Source organism: Pararhodobacter sp. (assembly GCF_034676075.1).
Classification (GTDB): domain Bacteria; phylum Pseudomonadota; class Alphaproteobacteria; order Rhodobacterales; family Rhodobacteraceae; genus Pararhodobacter.
Genome location: NZ_JAUCCQ010000026.1, coordinates 26007 through 42837, shown reverse-complemented (window position 1 = coordinate 42837; position 16831 = coordinate 26007). Strand labels below are relative to the sequence as shown.

15 protein-coding genes are annotated in these 16831 nt (G+C 67.9%); 9 read left to right on the top strand and 6 right to left on the bottom strand.

Annotated features, from left to right (window positions below):
• On the top strand, positions 1-374 hold a 374-nt coding region (locus VDQ18_RS10165; RefSeq protein ID WP_323020828.1), incomplete at its 5' end, for an ATP-binding cassette domain-containing protein.
• Between the two features lie 33 nt (positions 375-407).
• On the opposite strand, the gene VDQ18_RS10160 is transcribed toward VDQ18_RS10165, so the two are convergent.
• The 4 genes from VDQ18_RS10160 to VDQ18_RS10145 form a co-directional block, all read right to left on the bottom strand.
• The gene (locus VDQ18_RS10160) at positions 408-1703 is read right to left on the bottom strand and encodes a TRAP transporter large permease (RefSeq protein WP_323020827.1); all 1296 of its coding nucleotides are present in this window, start codon (positions 1701-1703) and stop codon (positions 408-410) included.
• Between the two features lie 14 nt (positions 1704-1717).
• Entirely contained in the window at positions 1718-2197 is a 480-nt protein-coding gene (locus tag VDQ18_RS10155; RefSeq protein ID WP_323020826.1) for a TRAP transporter small permease, read from the bottom strand.
• 68 nt (positions 2198-2265) lie between these two features.
• Entirely contained in the window at positions 2266-3303 is a 1038-nt protein-coding gene (dctP, locus tag VDQ18_RS10150; RefSeq protein ID WP_323020825.1) for a TRAP transporter substrate-binding protein DctP, read from the bottom strand.
• A gap of 79 nt (positions 3304-3382) precedes the next feature.
• Positions 3383-4303: a LysR family transcriptional regulator gene (locus tag VDQ18_RS10145; RefSeq protein ID WP_323020824.1), complete on the bottom strand. Its 921-nt coding sequence runs from the start codon at positions 4301-4303 to the stop codon at positions 3383-3385.
• 93 nt (positions 4304-4396) lie between these two features.
• Here VDQ18_RS10145 and VDQ18_RS10140 point away from each other — a divergent pair, with 93 nt between their 5' ends.
• Positions 4397-5209 (top strand): coniferyl-alcohol dehydrogenase, encoded by an 813-nt coding sequence (locus VDQ18_RS10140; protein ID WP_323020823.1) that lies wholly within the window; start codon positions 4397-4399, stop codon positions 5207-5209.
• Complete coding sequence (locus VDQ18_RS10135) at positions 5206-7389, top strand: cytochrome P450/oxidoreductase (RefSeq protein ID WP_323020822.1); 2184 nt, start codon at positions 5206-5208, stop codon at positions 7387-7389. The genes VDQ18_RS10140 and VDQ18_RS10135 overlap by 4 nt, the downstream gene beginning before the upstream one ends.
• Here VDQ18_RS10135 and VDQ18_RS10130 read toward each other — a convergent pair.
• Positions 7386-8156 (bottom strand): helix-turn-helix domain-containing protein, encoded by a 771-nt coding sequence (locus VDQ18_RS10130; RefSeq protein ID WP_107750550.1) that lies wholly within the window; start codon positions 8154-8156, stop codon positions 7386-7388. The genes VDQ18_RS10135 and VDQ18_RS10130 overlap by 4 nt on opposite strands.
• Positions 8157-8313: 157 nt before the next feature.
• Between VDQ18_RS10130 and VDQ18_RS10125 the strand changes: the two genes are divergently transcribed.
• From VDQ18_RS10125 to accC, 3 genes are read left to right on the top strand one after another with little or no spacing between them, the layout of a single operon-like run.
• Positions 8314-9981: a sulfatase-like hydrolase/transferase gene (locus VDQ18_RS10125; protein WP_323020821.1), complete on the top strand. Its 1668-nt coding sequence runs from the start codon at positions 8314-8316 to the stop codon at positions 9979-9981.
• 48 nt (positions 9982-10029) lie between these two features.
• Positions 10030-10518, top strand: a complete 489-nt coding sequence (locus tag VDQ18_RS10120; protein ID WP_323020820.1) for an acetyl-CoA carboxylase biotin carboxyl carrier protein — start codon at positions 10030-10032, stop codon at positions 10516-10518.
• A gap of 3 nt (positions 10519-10521) precedes the next feature.
• Complete coding sequence (accC, locus tag VDQ18_RS10115; protein ID WP_323020819.1) at positions 10522-11868, top strand: acetyl-CoA carboxylase biotin carboxylase subunit; 1347 nt, start codon at positions 10522-10524, stop codon at positions 11866-11868.
• Positions 11869-12116: 248 nt separating this feature from the next.
• On the opposite strand, the gene VDQ18_RS10110 is transcribed toward accC, so the two are convergent.
• A complete protein-coding gene (locus VDQ18_RS10110) occupies positions 12117-13610 on the bottom strand; it encodes a hypothetical protein (RefSeq protein WP_323020818.1) in 1494 nt (497 codons plus the stop codon).
• 155 nt (positions 13611-13765) lie between these two features.
• Here VDQ18_RS10110 and VDQ18_RS10105 point away from each other — a divergent pair, with 155 nt between their 5' ends.
• From VDQ18_RS10105 to VDQ18_RS10095, 3 genes are all read left to right on the top strand, one after another.
• A complete protein-coding gene (locus VDQ18_RS10105; RefSeq protein ID WP_323020817.1) occupies positions 13766-14536 on the top strand; it encodes an SDR family oxidoreductase in 771 nt (256 codons plus the stop codon).
• A gap of 19 nt (positions 14537-14555) precedes the next feature.
• Positions 14556-15713, top strand: coding sequence for an epoxide hydrolase (locus VDQ18_RS10100; RefSeq protein WP_323020816.1), 1158 nt, complete (start codon positions 14556-14558; stop codon positions 15711-15713).
• A 92-nt stretch (positions 15714-15805) separates the two neighbouring features.
• Positions 15806-16756, top strand: a complete 951-nt coding sequence (locus tag VDQ18_RS10095) for an aldose epimerase family protein (RefSeq protein WP_323020815.1) — start codon at positions 15806-15808, stop codon at positions 16754-16756.
• Positions 16757-16831 lie beyond the last annotated feature (75 nt).

Sequence of the window (16831 nt, the reverse complement as noted above, 5' to 3'; positions counted from 1 at the left end):
AGACGCTGGCCGATACCTACGCGCTTTTCCCCGAACTGGCCGAGCGCAAGAAGCAACTGGCGGGCACCATGTCCGGCGGACAGCAGCAGATGCTGGCGCTGGGCCACGCGCTGATGGCCCGCCCGCGCTATATGCTGATCGACGAGATGTCGCTGGGGCTGGCGCCGCTGGTGGTCAGGCGGCTGATGGGTTTCGTCGAAGGCTTGAAGGCCCGCGGCGTCGGCATCCTGCTGATCGAGCAATTCACCAGTCTGGCGCTGGGTGTCGCCGACACGGCGCTGGTGCTGCGTTCGGGCAAGCTGCGCTTTGCCGGCCCGGCCCAGACGCTCCGCGACGATCCGCAAGCGCTGGACCGCGCCTATTTCGGGCACTGAGGGGCACGGGCCCTCGGTGCCCGCCGCCCGGTCCTAGCGCATCACATTGGGCAGGAAGGTGGCGATCGGCGGGAACATCAGGATCAGCAATCCGCCCAGCACCATGGCCACGATATAGGGCATGACGCCGAGGAAGATCGCCGTCAGCGGGATCTCGGGCGCGACCGATTTCACGGTGAAGACATTCATGCCGATGGGCGGCGAGATCAGGCCCAGTTCGATGACGATGATCACCAGGATCCCGAACCAGATCAGATCGACCCCCAGCGCCGACAGCGCCGGCAGGAAGACCGGGATGATCAGGAGCAGGATGCCGATCGATTCAAAGACCATCCCCAGAAGCACGCAGATCGCGCAGATCAGCAGCACCAGTCCCACCGGCCCCAGCCCCCAGGCCGTCACCGCCGATTGCAGCGCATAGGGCATGCCGGTGAGGTTGATGAACTGCGCCAGGATCAGCGCCGAGAAGACGATGGCGAAGATCATCGCCGTGGTGGTGACCGTCTCGGAGAACACCGCCCAGAGGCTGGCGCGGTCCAGGAAATGCCCCCGCGCCACGCCGAAGAGGAACGCCCCGGCGCAGCCGACGCCCGCCGCCTCGGTCGGGGTGAAGATGCCACCATAGATGCCCCCGAGGATCACGCCGAACAGGATGATCACCGGCCAGGTGGAATAAGAGGCGCGCAGCGTCGCCCGCAGGCCCATCGCCTCGCCCCTGGGACCGATGCCGGGCCGCAGCCAGGTCATGATCACCACCGCCAGCATGAAGAGCCCGACCAGCATCAGCCCCGGCAGGATGCCGGCGATGAACAGCTGGGCGATATCCTCGCCCGCGACGATGCCATAGATCGCCAGCGGCACCGAGGGCGGGATCATGATGCCCAAGGTCCCGCCCGCGGCGATGGTCCCGGCCGAGAAGCCGTCATTGTACTTGAACTCGCGCATGGTCGGCACCGCGACCCGGGTCATGGTCGCCGCCGTCGCCAGCGACGAGCCGCAGACCGCGGCGAAGCCCGCGCAGGACAGGATCCCCGACAGCGCCAGCCCGCCCCGGAAGCGACCCATCCAGGCGTAGGAGGCGGCAAACAGGTCGCGGCTGATGCCCGAGCGGTGGATGAAGGCGCCCATCAGCACGAAGAGCGGGATGATGGTGAGGTTATAGTTGGTGGCCGTATCGACCATCCATTGCGACGATACCGCCAGCGCCGCATCGAAGCCGCGCAGATAGGTCAGGCCGAAGAAGCCCACGGCCAGCGTGGCGAAGGCCAGCGGCACGCCGATGAAGGCCAAAAGAAGCAGGAGCGCGAAGCCCGTCAGTGCCAAGGTCATCCCGGATCAGCCTGTCATTCAAAACTTTGGGGGGAATGGGGCGGCGGCACCCGCCGCTCGTCCCGCATCGAGGCCAGGACACCGACCACACCCAGAAGGGCCAGCAGCGCCATGATGGCGACGATCCAGATCATCGGCACCCGCAGCACCACGGTGGTTTCGGGGTATTCGGTAAGGTCCCACAGCCGCCAGCCTAGAATGCCGACGATGGCGCCCGAGCCGATCAGCGACATGACGTCGAAGATGGCGCGATACCCGCGGTTGAAGCGCTTCAGCAGGAAGGGCTCGAACAGCGAGACATTCACATGCCCCCGGTCGCGCCCCACCGCGAAGAAGCCGCAAAAGGCCAGCACGCCGAACAGCAATTGCGTCATCTCGGCCGAGCCGAAGATCGGATGCGCGAAGAAATAGCGCATCACCACCTCGGCGCAGGTCGCCAGGATCATCGCCACGAGGCACAGCGCCCCGAGTACGACCGTCACCTTGCGGATCATCAGCTTTTCCTCCTCCGGCCGACGAAGGGCGCCGGTCGGGCGCCCCTCAGTTTCTCAGCGCCCGGGGATCACTCGGCCGAGGCCGCCTCGATCTCGGCGCGGACTTCCTCGACCAGGGCGCGGCCGTCGATGCCATAAGCGCTCTGCACCGCTGCCGCCCATTGCGTCAGCACCGCGTCCGACGCGCTGTGCATGGCTTCCAGGATACCCGGATCGACCGGCGCATAGGTCACGCCCGAGGCTTCGAGCTGCGCGCGGGTCACCGTGTCGGCCTCGGCGGCGGCGGCGCCCATCCGTTCGGCAAAGGCCGAGCCCGAGTATTCCATGACCGTCGCGCGCTGCTCGTCCGACAGCCGGTCCCAGGCGCGCTGGTTGAAGAACACGAGGAAGCTGGCCGATTGCAGCGCGGGCGACATGTCGACGCAGGATTTGACATAGGGCGCCGCGCCGAACGACACGACCGTTTCCTGCGTCAGGCCGAAGATCGCATCGACGGTGTTGCGCGAGACCAGCTCCTGCACCTGCACCGCGGGCGAGGCGGTGATCGCCAGCCCCATGTTGGCCATGGTTTCCGAGATCGTGCCCGGCAACACCCAGACCCGGCGGCCCTGAAGCTCTTCGAGCGTCGACAGCGGCGCGTCGGTGGTCGAGCACAGGATGTTCGGCCCCAGATGGAAGGCCGAGACGACCTCGACCCCGCGGATCCGCTCGACCGGGGCGAAATGCTCCTGGTAATTCTCCCAGAACACGCGCGAGGTGGCGGCGGTGTCGCCCAGGTCGATGAACGGCATCTGCGTCAGCATCACGCCCGGGTAGTTTTGCCCGAGGAAGCCGTTGAAGATGAAGCCCGCATCGGCCACGCCGTTGCGGACGGCATCGACGACGCCCGGCGGCGGCGAGACGGATTGCGGCGTGAAGACGATGCGGACCTCGCCATTGGTGGCGGCGGCGATATCGTCCGACCAGGCGCGGAACACCGGCCAGCTGAAGTGGTTCGGCGGGAACAGGCTGGAAAAGGTCAGCTCGGTCACGGCTTGGGCCGAAACGGGCGCGATCAGCGCCGCGACGGAAAAGAGCGCCCCGAGAACGGGCGTGCGAATGGTCATCGTGTCCTCCCTTACACCGGCAGACCTGCCTGGCCCTTGGCGTAAACCCAAGCGCGCCAAGGAATCAATTGCACAGGCCCTATCGCGATACCGCCTCCTTATCGCTCATCATCGAGGCGACGCGGCGCCGGATGCATTGCGCGAAGGTGTCGGCGGCGGGGGTCAGCGGGTGGCCGGCCCGGGTCATCAGACAGATGGACAGGGGCTCGATCCGCTCGCGGATCGGGATCTCGGCGATGTTCCAGGACTTCTTCAGGTCATCCAGCAGCAGCCCCGGATAGGTCATGATAGCCCCCAGACTCTCGACCAAGGAGATCGCGCCGAAATAGCTTTCCGAGGTGGTCGTGGCATGGGGCGGGACGAAGCCGTTCTCGATGAAGGGCTTGCGGAACACGTCGCCGGGGCCGGTCGGCACGCCCAGCATCACCCATTGCGCATCGACCAGCTCGCCGATGGAGCGCGCGTGGCGATAGGGGGAATCGGCAGAGGTGACGACGATGATCGGCGAATAGAGCAGGTGTTCGACGTTGATTTCCCGGGCCATCCCGGCCGGCGGCGCCGGGCCGATGACGATATCGGTCCGCCCCTCGCGCAGCGGTTTCAGCGCGCCCGGGAACAGGCCCGAGGTGAATCGCACGTCGATATCGGGATAGGATTTGCGAAAGAAGGTCAGCGCCCGGGGGATGATCCGCACCGCCGCCAAGGGCGAGAGGCAGACATGCACAGCGCCCTTCTGTTCGCCGCGAAGCTGCGCCACCTCATCCTCCATCCGCACGATTTCCGAGCTGATGGTGCGGGCGCGGGCCAGGATCCGCTCGCCGACCTCGGTCAGCCGAACGCCCCGTGAGGTGCGCACGAACAGGGACAGGCCGAGTTCGCTCTCGGCCTGGCGAAGGGCCTGGGTCAGGCCGGGTTGCGACCGGCCCAGTGCCTTGGCGGCCGCCCTGAGGCTTCCGTGTTCGGCAATGGCGACAAGGGTCTGGATATGTTGGACACGCATGGCGATAAGCGAACATTATTGGTAGTGGAACTGCAATACTATTCGTGATTGCCCGCCCCCCCTAGGTTGCAGCCGTCAAGAGGGGGGAAGAGCATGGCAACGTTGACCTATGCGGTCACGGGGGTTGCAAGTGGGATCGGCGCGGAACTGGCGCAGGTCCTCAAGGCGCAGGGCCACCGGGTTCTGGGCTTCGACATCCGTGATACTGCGGCCAATCTGGACCGTTTCATCCCGCTCGACCTCAACGATCCGGTCAGCATCGCCCATGCCGCCCGCATCGTCGGCGAACCGCTGGACGGGCTGTGCAACAACGCCGGACTGCCGCCCCGGCTGGGTCTGGAAGAGACGATCCTGCAGGTCAATTACCTCGGCACCCGGGCCTTCACCGGGGCGCTGATGCGCTGGTTCCGGCCCGGCGCCTCGGTGGTCAATCTGGCCAGCCGCGCCGGTCAGGGCTGGCGCGACGGGGTCGAGCAGGTCCGCCGCCTGAGCGAGATCCGCCGCCGCGACGACATCGCCCGCTTCATCGCGCTGGAAGGTATCGACGCCACGCGCTGCTACAACCTGTCGAAAGAGGCGGTGATCCTGTGGACGATCGCCGAGACCGAGGCGATGATCGCCCGCGGCCTGCGGATGAATTCGCTCAGCCCCGGCGCCATCGCCACCGGCATCTTCGGCGATTTCCAGAAGGCCTTTGGCGAGGTTGTCGCCCGCAACATCGCCCGCGCCGGCCGCCCGGGCACGCCGCGCGAAGTGGCCGAGACCGCCGCTTTCCTGCTCTCGCCCGCCTCGGGCTGGATCAAGGGCGCCGACATCGCCATCGACGGCGGCATGGGCGCGTTCAACCTGTCAGATGCGCTGGACCTGCGCAGCATCGGCCTGCGCCCGGAGGATGTGCAACCATGAACACTCGCGCCGCCATTCCCGCCGGGATCCCGGTCTCGACCCTCGATTACTACGCCGATGCGGCGATCCGCGACCCCTATCCGGTCTACGAGGAAATCCGCGCGTTGGGGCCGCTGGTCTATCTGGCGCAGCACGACCTCTATGCCGTGCCGAACTACGCCGAGGTCAGCCATGTCCTGCGCCATCCCGAGTTCTTCTCGAACGCGCGCGGCGTCTCGCCCCTGCAGAAGGTCAACGACATCCTCGTCGGCTCGACCCTGAACTCGGACCCGCCGTCGCATGACCGCACCCGCGCCATCACCGCCGAGCCCCTGCTGCCCGGTGCGCTGGGCGTGGTCGAGGGCCGGATCCGCGAGGCTGCTGACGGGCTCATCGACACGCTCTGCCAGCGGGGCGAATTCGACGCGGTGAAGGATTTCGCCCGCTACCTGCCGGTGACCATCGTTGCGGAACTGGTGGGCCTGCCGCCCGCCGTCGATAGCGAGCAGATGCTGAAATGGGCCTCGGCCACCTTCAACCTGTTCGGGGACGAGAACCAGCGCACGCTCGAGGCCTATGAGAACCTCAAGGATCTGCGCGATTTCCTGCGCGAATACGGGCGCCCGGAAAAACTGAAGGACGGCGGCTGGGCCAAACGGATCTTCGAGGTCGGACCCGAGCGCGGTATTTCCTACGAGACCTGCGCGCAGCTGATGCGCGACTACATCAATCCCTCGCTCGATACGACGATCTCGACCTCGGGCCAGCTGATCAAGCTCTTTGCCGAGAACCCCGGCGAATGGGCCAAGGTCCGCGCCAACCCCGATCTGGTCAACAACGCCATCGAGGAAGCCGTGCGGATCGCCGCCCCGGTGCGCGGCTGGACCCGCTATGTGGCGCAGGACGCGGAACTGGCCGGGCATCTGCTGCCCGCGGGCTCGCGCGTGCTGGTCATGTTCGCCGCCGCCAACCGCGACCCGGCGAAATACCCCGACCCCGCCCGCTTCGACGTCACCCGCGACGTGCACGACCATGTGGGCTTCGGTCAGGGTGTGCATATGTGCATGGGCATGCATCTGGCCCGGCTGGAAATGCAGAGCCTGGTCCACGCGCTGCGCCGTCGGGTCGAGGCCTTCACCCTGACCGCCCCGCCGGTCGTGGCGCTGAACAACACGATCAGCGGTTATCAGTCGATGCCGGTGCGGGTGACGCTGGGGGCCGAGGCCTCGGCCCGGCCCGAGGCGCAGGCGGTGGAAAACCCCTGGCTCGACCTGACGATCGCCCGCCGCCGCCCGGCCGCCACCGATATCATCGCGCTGGAGCTGGTCTCGGCCGATGGCAGCCCCCTGCCCGCCTACGAGGCCGGGGCGCATGTCGATGTCTACGTGCAATCCGGACTGATCCGGCAATATTCGCTGACCGGCGACCCCGCCGACCGCAGCCGTTACCGGCTGGGCATCCTGCTGGACCCGGCCTCGCGCGGGGGATCCTCGGCGATCCACGCCCGCTTTGCCGAGGGGCAGCAGATCCGCGTCGGCCGCCCGCGCAACCACTTCCCGCTGCAACCCGCCGACCACACGATCCTCTTCGCTGGCGGCATCGGCATCACGCCGATGCTGGGCATGGCCCATGCGCTGGAGGCTCAGGGCGCCTCGTGGGAGCTGCATTATTGCGGCCGGACCCCCGACCGGCTGGCCTTTGCCGAGGAACTGGCAGCCTTCGGCGACAAGGTGCAGCGGCATGTGGACAGCGGGCCGGACGCGCAGAAACTGGACATCGCCCGCGTGCTGGCCGGGCCCGAGGCCGGGCGGCACCTCTATGTCTGCGGCCCCAACGGCTTCATGGATTTCGTCACCGAATCGGCCGCGGCGCAGGGCTGGGACAAGGCGCAGGTCCATCTCGAACGCTTCGGGGCCGAGGTGAACACCGATGGCGCCCCGTTTACGGTGATCGCCCAGCGCTCGGGCAAATCCTTCGAGGTGGCGCCGGGGGAAACCATCGCCCAGAAGCTGGAGGAAAACGGGATCGCGGTGCAGGTCTCGTGCCAGTCGGGCGTCTGCGGCACCTGCGTGACCCGGGTGCTGGAGGGGATGCCGGATCACCGCGATCTGGTGCAGACCGATCTGGAGAAGGCCGCAAACCGCACGATCACCGTCTGCTGCTCGCGCTCGAAGACCAAGACGCTGATCTTGGACGTCTAACCCAGCGCCGCCTGCCGCAACGCCTCGACATGCGCCTCGGCGAAGGCTTCGGGCGACATCAGCCCGCCGGTAAAGACCAGCGGGATGCCGAACAGCGTCCCGTTGGGCGAGCGCACCGCGACCGCGACGGCCGATAGGTTATCGGCCGCCACCGTCTCGCCCAGATAGGGGTAGAGCCGCTTGCCATAGCCACGGGCGCGGGTCGCCTCGATCTCGTCGTAAAGCCGAGCCTTGGTCATGTTGAACCGCTCAAGGCCGAAGACCGCATCGCCCCGCGTCCGTTCGATCAGATGCTCGACCATCGACGGCGGGCAGAGCGCGAGGCAGGCCTGACCCGAGGCCGCGCCGAAGACGTTGAAGCGCCGGTCGACCACCCCCGGCACCATGAAATGCGGGCTCAGCGGCCGCGTCGTATCGACGAACCGCATGCAGAGGTCATCCATCACATGCAGGTCGCAGGGCCATTTGATGCGCCGGGTCAGCGCCGCCAGCCGGACCATCAGCTGATCCACGAACCGCTGGTCCTCCAGCGACAGCGCGTCGACCAGCGCCGTGCGGGACATGATGTTCACCCGGTAGCGCCCGTCCGCCATCGAGCGGCGGACGAAATTGCGCTCGACCAGCGTGGTCAGCAGGCGGCGGGTGGTGGTGATCGGCAGATCGGCGTCGCGCGCCACCTCGCTCAGCGTGCGGGGCCCGAAACGCGACAGGCATTCCAGCACCGTCAGGCCCCGGTCGAGCGATCTGTTCTGCTCTGCATCGGACATGGCCCGCCCTCCCGCCGCTTTCGGCGCGTCGGGTGTTTACCGCTCTGCGGAAAGCCTGTCAAATCGCGTTGCCTGTTTCCTGCCCGCTTGGAAGAAACCCCACAAGGGCCGCTTCCCTCCGGCAGGGAGATCCGAGACGCCTGAAGGGGGGAAGACAATGGCCACCAAGAACATCCTGTTCATCATGTTCGATCAGCTGCGCTGGGATTATCTCAGCTGCGCCGGACACAAGACGCTGCACACGCCGCATATCGACCGGCTGGCCTCGCAGGGGGTGCGGTTCACCAAATGCTACGTGCAATCCCCGGTCTGCGGCGCCAGCCGCATGAGCACCTATACCGGTCGCTATTCCAGCAGCCATGGCGCGCAATGGAACGGCTATCCGCTGCGCGTGGGCGAGATGACGCTGGGCGACCATCTGCGCGCCAACGGGATGGACTGCTTCCTGCTGGGCAAGACCCATATGAAGGCGGATCTGGAGGGGATGGCCCGGCTGGGAATCGACCCGGCCAGCAAGATCGGACGGCGGCAGGCCGAATGCGGCTTCGACGCTCATATCCGCGATGACGGGCTCTGGCCCAACGGGCCTGACGGGTTCTATGACCCCAAGCCCTCGCCCTATAACGCCTATCTGAAGTCCAAGGGCTATCAGGAAGAAAACCCCTGGAACATGAACGCCAATGCCGGGCGGGATGAGGACGGCAACATCGCCTCTGCCTGGTTCATGCGCCATGCCGACAAGCCCGCCAATATCCGCGAGGAAGACAGCGAAACCACCTGGCTGACCTCGGAAACCATCGACTTCATTCAGAACGCGGCGCCCGACACCCCCTGGTGCGCGCATGTCAGCTACATCAAGCCGCATTGGCCCTATATCGTCCCCGCCCCCTATCACGCGATGTACGGGCCGGGCGATGTGCAGCCGGTCAACCGCGCCGACAGCGAACGCGTGGACCCGCATCCCGTCTACAAGACCTTCCACAGCAACCTGATCGGCCGCGCCTTCCACCGGGCCGAGGTCCGCGACAAGGCGATCCCCGCCTACATGGGCCTGATCAAGCAATGCGACGACCAGATGGGACGCCTCTTCGCCTGGCTGGAGGAGACCGGCCGCATGAAGGACACAGTGATCGTCATCACCTCGGACCACGGCGATTATCTGGGCGATCACTGGATGGGCGAGAAGGACCTGTTCCACGATTGCTCGGCCAAGGTGCCGCTGATCATCTATGACCCCAGCCCCGAGGCTGACGCCACCCGCGGCACCACCTGCGACGCGCTGGTCGAACAGATCGACCTGACCGCGACCTTCATCGAGATGGCGGGCGGCGAGGTGCCTGCGCATATCGTCGAGGGGCGCTCGCTGCTGCCCTTCCTGCACGGCCCGACGCCCGCGGACTGGCGCGAGGTGGCGATCAGCGAATACGATTACGCGGTGACGCCGATGCGGGCGACGCTGGGCGTCGCCGATCAGGACGCGCGGCTCACCATGGTCACCGACGGCCGCTGGAAGCTGATGCATTCCGAGGGGCCCGGCCATGGCGCCATGCTCTTCGATCTGGTGAATGACCCCGATGAGTTGACCGACCTCGGCCGCGACCCGGCCCATGAGGCGGAGCGCGCCCGGCTTTACGCGCATCTGCACCGCTGGGCGCTGCGCATGAACCAGCGCGTCACCCGCTCCGCGGCGGATATCGCCGGCATGCGCGGCCGCAGCCGCCGGCGCGGCATCCTGCTCGGCGTCTATGACGAGCACGAGGTCGAGGACGAGCTGACCCGGCACCTGCTGGGCAAGGCGAAAGAGGATTTCGTGTCAGGTCACTGACCCCGGCCGCTTGGTGCGGCCACTGACACGCAAAACGGGAGGATGGACATGGCAGGCACCGCGGATTTCCTGACGGATGCGGATCTCACACGCATCGAGCGCCTGATGGAGGCGCTGGACCGCTCGGGCATCGACTATATGAAGGTCGATATCGGCGAGTTGCAGCTGACGCTGGGCAAGGGGGCGCCGCAGGCGGTCCCGGCGGCCCCGGCTTCGGCTCCAGCCCCGGCGGCCGCCGTGCAGGCCCCCACCGCCCCGGCGCCTGTGGCTGCCCCTGCCCCGGTCCCCACCGCCTCGGGCGACGTGATCGCCGCCCCCCTGATGGGTCGCTACTACGCCAAGCCCGAACAGGGCGCAGCCCCCTTCGTCCAGGTCGGCGACACCGTGACCGCCGACACCACCATCTGCCTGATCGAGGTGATGAAGACCTTCACCTCGGTCCCGGCGGGCATCGCCGGAAAGATCACCGAGATCCTGGTCGTCGACGAGGCGGTCGTGGAATACGGCCAGCCCCTCTTCCGCGTCGAAAAGGCCTGAGCCATGGCCATCCAGCGCGTCCTCATCGCCAACCGCGGCGAAATCGCCGTGCGCATCATCCGCGCCTGTCAGGCGCTGGGCATCGAGACGGTGCAGGTCGTCTCGGACGCCGATCGCGACAGCCTTGCCGCCCGACTGGCCGACCGGGTGCTCTGCATCGGCCCGGCGGAATCGGCGAAAAGCTACCTCCAGATTGAGACGCTGCTGATGGCGGCCGAGGTGACGGGCTGCGACGCGGTGCATCCGGGCTACGGGTTCCTCTCGGAATCCGCCGATTTCGCCCGCCGCTGCGCCGAGGAGAAGCTGACCTTCGTCGGCCCCACGCCCGAGAACATCACCCGCATGGGCAACAAGATCGAGGCGCGGCGCGTCGCCATCGCCGCGGGCGTCCCGGTGCTGCCCGGCTCGGAAAAGGTGGCGTCGCCTGACGACGCGCTGGCCAAGGCGCGCGAGATCGGCGTGCCGGTCATGCTGAAGGCCGCGGCGGGTGGCGGCGGGCGGGGGATGAAGATCGTCCACGACCTTGGCAAGCTGGCCGAGACCTTCCAGGCGGCCTCGGCCGAGGCGAAGGCGGCCTTCGGCGACGGATCGATGTATGTCGAGCGCTATGTGGCGAAGGCCCGCCATGTCGAGGTGCAGATCCTCGCGGACAGCCATGGCACGGTGCTGCATCTGGGCGAGCGGGACTGCTCCTCGCAGCGCCGCCACCAGAAGATGGTCGAGGAAGCGCCCGCGCCGCAGCTCTCCGACGCCCTGCGCCGGGGCCTGCAGGAGGCCGCTGTGGCGCTGGCCCGGGCCATCGACTACGTGGGCGCGGGCACGGTGGAATTCCTGGTCGATGCCGAGCGCGAGGGGTTCTATTTCCTCGAAGTGAACACCCGCATCCAGGTCGAGCATCCGGTGACCGAGATGATCACCGGCATCGACCTGGTGCAGGAACAATTCCGCGTGGCGAATGGCGAGCGGCTGGCCTTCTCGCAGGAGGACATCCGCTTCACGGGTCACGCCATCGAGGCCCGGGTGAATGCCGAAAGCCCGGCGCAGGGCTTCCGCCCGACGCCCGGCCGCATCACCGGCTGGACCCCGCCCGAAGGGCCGGGGATCCGGGTCGATTCGCATTGCTTCGAGGGCTACCGGGTGCCGATCTTCTACGATTCCATGATCGCCAAGCTGATCGTGCACGGCCGCGACCGGGCCGAGGCGCTGGCCCTGATGGACCGGGCGCTGGCCGGGTTCGGGATCGGCGGGATCGAGACGACGATCCCCTTCGTGCAGCGCATCGTCAGCGACGACGCCTTCGCCCGGGGGGATGTGAGCACGACCTTGGTGGATCGGTTGATGGCGTCCTGAGGGGGCCTCGCGGATGGTGGGGTGAAACCCCACCCTACGGATGAGCCCTGTAGGGTGGGATTTCATCCCACCTTGTATGGCCGTCAATGGTGCGTGCGAGCACGTACCCTACGGGCGGAGCGTTCGCGTTCCGAAAGGGTCGGATGGTGGGGTGAAACCCAACCCTACGGATACGCCCCGTTGGGTGGGATTTCATCCCACCCCCCGCGCAAGCAGCAGTAGGGTGCGTGCTCGCACGCACCGCCCGCTCACCCCCGCTGCAACACCAACCCATCCTCGCCCCGGCGGATCTCCAGATGCCGCAGGCTCTTGCACGCCCCAAACCGCTCGATCACCCGGGTGATCACCGGATCCGCCCCGGCATAGTGCCGCCACGGCCCCGCCGCCCGCATCGCCTCGATATCGCCGGTCTGGCCCTGCATCATCGCCCGAAGCAGCATCTCCTCGTCCGAGACATTGGCCCCGCCATAGAGCGCCCGCGCCTCGGCCAGCGTCATCTCGCGCTGGGGCGTCGGGTCGGTCTTCGCCGCCAGTTCCTTGCCGCGCGGGTTTTCCAGCAGCCGGTCGCGCAGCCCCTCGTCCATGTCCTGATAGCCCGAATCCTCGCCATACCGCCCCCGCGCGAAGAGCAAGAGCTCGTCCAGCACCACCTTGTAACGCTCACCGGCCTGTACGTTCAGCGCGGCCTGGGTGCAGACATATTGCGAATGGGGGGTGATCATCACCGGATAGCCCATGTCGGCGCGGACCCGCACGGTTTCCTCGATCACCTCCTCCAGCCGGTCCTGCAGACCGATGCTGGCCAGTTGATGCCGCAGGTTGGAAATCACCCCGCCCGGGATCTGATGCACGTATTGCGCCGCGTCATAGGCCGAGGGCGCCCCCACCGGCATCCCGTCGATCCGGGCGATGGCCAACAGCCGGTCCGACACCGATTGCACCCGGTCCAGATCCAGCCCCACCGAATGCCCGGCCGAGATCGCATTCCGCGCCGTCCGCAGGACCGAGGGCTGGGCCGAGCCCTCGGCCAGCGGCGGGATGCCGGTGTGCAGCGTGGCAATCCCCAGCTCCAGCGCCGCGGCATAGACCATCGGCGCCTCGCCCGTCGTGCAATGCGAATGCAGCTCGACCGGGATCGTGCCCGCCTCCTCAAGGATCGCCGGCGCAATCTCGCGCAGCCGGTCGACGGTCAGAAGCCCGCCCGCATCCTTGATGTAGATGACCTCGGGCTTCCAGGCCGCCACCTCTCGGGTCTTGCGGCGGAAATGCTCGACAGTGTGGCGGGGCGAGAGGGAATAGCAGATGTCCGGCACCACCTCGATGCCGATCTCGCGATACGCCCCGAAAAGGTCGGCGAAATCGCGGGCGATCTGGTCCTGGGTGTTACTCATCAGCTGGGCCCGTTGCAGCGCCCCCATCTCGTAGAGCCGCTTGAAGAAGAGCTTGCCCAGCACCAAGGGCGTCGGCACGCCGAAGAGGTTGAGGTTAAGCGTGCTGGCCATGCAGGCCTTGGTGGTGTTCGGCATCAGCGTCGCCAGACGGGCCATCAGCTTCCACGGATCCTCTTTCAGATCCCGCACCAGCTTCTTGAAATAGATGGCATTTCCCGGGACCTCGATGACCCGGAACCCGGCGCGGTCCATGTCGCCCGCCACCGCCTCCATCATCCCCGACCGCATGCCGCTGGCCCAAAGGCTCTGCGAGCCGTCGCGGAACGTCGTATCGACGAAATGAACCTGCATGGAGCCCTCCCCTGATTGTCGCACCCAGCCTAGCAGGCGGGCGCCCGGGCCGAAGCGCCGAGCCGTGCCTTTGCCGCCTGGCGGCAAGCCCGCGCGCGCTGGTGTCGCGAGGCGGCGCCCGGCCCTAGGATCGCGCGGCAACAGGGAGGGGTATCATGCGGGTCATCGTCACGGGCGCGGCCTCGGGGATCGGCCGGGCCATCGCCGAACGGCTGCTGGCGGACGGACATCAGGTCGTCGCGCTGGATCTGCGGCCGGTCGATCTGCCGGGAGCCGACTGCCACGCGCTGGATCAGGGCGATCCTTCCAGCATCGACCGGGCGCTGGCGGCGATCACGGGTCCGGTGGACGGGCTGGTCAATTCGGCGGGCCTGCCGCCCCGGCCGGGCAATGAGGCGCAACTCCTCCGCGTCAATCTGATCGGGCTGAAACACCTGACCGGGGCCGTGCTGGACCGCCTGACGCCCGGCGGCGCGGTGGTCACCATCGCCTCGCGCGCGGGGCATGCCTGGCGCGAGAACCTGACGCAGGCCAAAGCCGCCCTGACGCTGGACTGGGATGACGATGTGGCGGGCTTCTGCGCGCGCGAGGGCATCGACGCGCTCCGCGCCTATGCGCTCTCGAAAGAGGCGCTGATCCTCTGGACCCGGCAGATGACCGCGCCGCTGATCGCCCGCGACCTCAGGATGAACGCCCTCTGCCCGGCAGCGGTGGAGACCCCGCTGCTGGAGGATTTCGCCCGGTTGCAGAGCGCCGAGTCCATCGCCCGGAACGCCGCCCGGACCGCGCGGATGGGCCGGGTCGCGGATATCGCCCCGGTCGCGGCTTTCTTGCTCTCGCCCGACAGCGGCTGGATCAAGGGCGAGGCGCTGGCGCTTGACGGCGGCCTCTCGGCGATTGCCGAAGCCGAGGCGCTGGGTCTGTGACCGCGAGGAGCCCGTGACCATGACCCCCGCCCCCTTCACCCTGCAGATCCCCGAGGCCGAGATCCTCGACCTCAAGGCCCGCCTTGCCCGCACCCGTTTCCCCGATCAGGCGCCGGGCGCGGGCTGGACCTATGGCACCGATCTTGCCTTCATGACCCGCGCCATGGCGCATTGGCGCGAGCGCTTCGATTGGCGCGCGACCGAGGCCGCGCTGAATGCCCTGCCGAATTACCGCATGGCAATCGACGGGCTGGACCTGCATTTCCTGCATGTGCCAGGCAAGGGGCCGGACCCGCTGCCGCTGCTGCTGTCGCATGGCTGGCCAGGGTCGGTGCTGGAATTCCTCGACCTCATCCCCCGGCTGACCGATCCCGCGGCCTTCGGGGGCGATCCGGCGGATGCGGTGACGCTGGTCGTTCCTTCCCTGCCCGGCTACACGCTGTCCTTCGCGCCCAACGGGCCGCGCTACGGGATCGAGGAGATCTCGACCCTGTTCCTCAAGCTGATGACCGAGCTGGGCTATGACCGCTTCGCCGCGCAGGGCGGCGACTGGGGTTCCTTCGTCACCGCCCGCATGGCCCATGACGCACCGAGGCGGCTGATCGGCATCCACCTCAACATGACGGCGCTGCCGATCAATCCCGCGACGATCGAAAACCCGACCCCGGACGAGGCCCGCTACGCCGCCGAGATGCAGGTCTTCGCCGCCAAGGAGACGGGCTATCAATGGATCCAGGGCACCAAGCCCCAGACCCTGTCCTATGCGCTCAGCGATTCCCCCGCCGGCCTTGCTGCCTGGATGTTCGAGAAATTCCGAAGCTGGACCGATTGCGGCGGCGAGGTGGAAAGCGCATTGTCCATGGACCGGATGCTGGGGCTGATCTCGCTCTATTGGTTCACCGGCTGCATCGGGTCGTCGTTCCATCCCTATGTCACCCGCCGCCAGCGGCCCTTCCCCATGCCCCGGCCGATCCGGGTGCCGACCGGCGTCGCTGCCTTCCCGCGTGAAATCATCCGCCCGCCGCGCTCGCTGGTCGAAAGGCTCTACCCCGACCTCCGGCACTGGACGGCGATGCCCCGAGGCGGCCATTTCGCGGCGATGGAACAGCCCGAGGCACTGGCGGCCGACATCCAGACCTTCCTGCGGCCCCTGCGCCGCAATGGACTAGCGCCCTAGCCGGAGGCGACACCCGCCCGGGCTGGAGCCCGACACGGCCCTGCGCTAGGGTCCGGCAACAGACGGCGGAGGCGGGCGTGGCCGAGGGGCAGATGTCAAAGGTGGTGCTCAGGGACCGCGGGGTCAGCGTGACCTTGCTGAGCCGCGGCGCCGCCATGCAGGATTGGCGTGTGGACCTGAATGGGCGGCCCGAGCCGGTGATCCTGGGCTATGCCGATCCCGCCGCCTATGCCCGCAACCGCTGGTTCATGGGCGCTATCGTCGGCCGGGTGGCGAACCGGATCGGCGACGCGCGTTATCCGCGCGAGGGCGGGCCGCAGCTCTTGCAGGCCAATGACGGCCAGCATCTGCTGCACGGCGGCGCGGGCGGGCTCTGGGCGGTGGACTGGGTGCTGGAGCCCGACGGCCCGCAAAGCGCCCGCTTCGCCCATCGCTCGCCCGACGGCGCCATGGGCTTCCCCGGCGCCGTCACCTTCACCGTCACGGTGACGCTGAGGGATCACGCCGTCACCTGGGACATGCAGGCAAGGGCCGAGGCTGAGACCCCGATCTCGCTGGCCCAGCACAATTACTATGCGCTGGCGGGTGGCGGGATCGCGGGGCAGCACCTGCGGCTCAATGCCGACCGGGTGCTGGACCGCGACCCGGCGGGGATCATGACCGGCGCGATCCTCCCGGTCGACGGCGGCCCGCTGGATTACCGCACGGCCCGCGCGCTTGCCCCCGCCACCGCCCCGGCCGACGATTTCCTGCTGTTCACCCCGACCCGGGACCCGGCGCTGCCGGTCGCGGAACTGAGCGCCGCCAATGGCTTGCGGCTCAGGATGTGGTCCGACCAGCCGGGCGCCCAGCTCTATACCGGGCACGGCATGGGCCTCGCCGAGGGCGGCCTGCCCGGCCGTCCGCTGGCGCCCGCCGCCGGGCTCTGCATCGAGCCCTCGGGCTATCCCAACGCTCCGAACATCCCCGGCTTCCCCAGCATCCTCTGCGGCCCGGACCGCCCCTATCACCAGCGCCTGACGGTCGAGATCGCCCCGGCCTGACCACCGCGAAACCGGGGCGCCCTGCGGCATTCCACCACAGGGCCGATTGCATCCCCCGCCCCGAAGTGATCGACT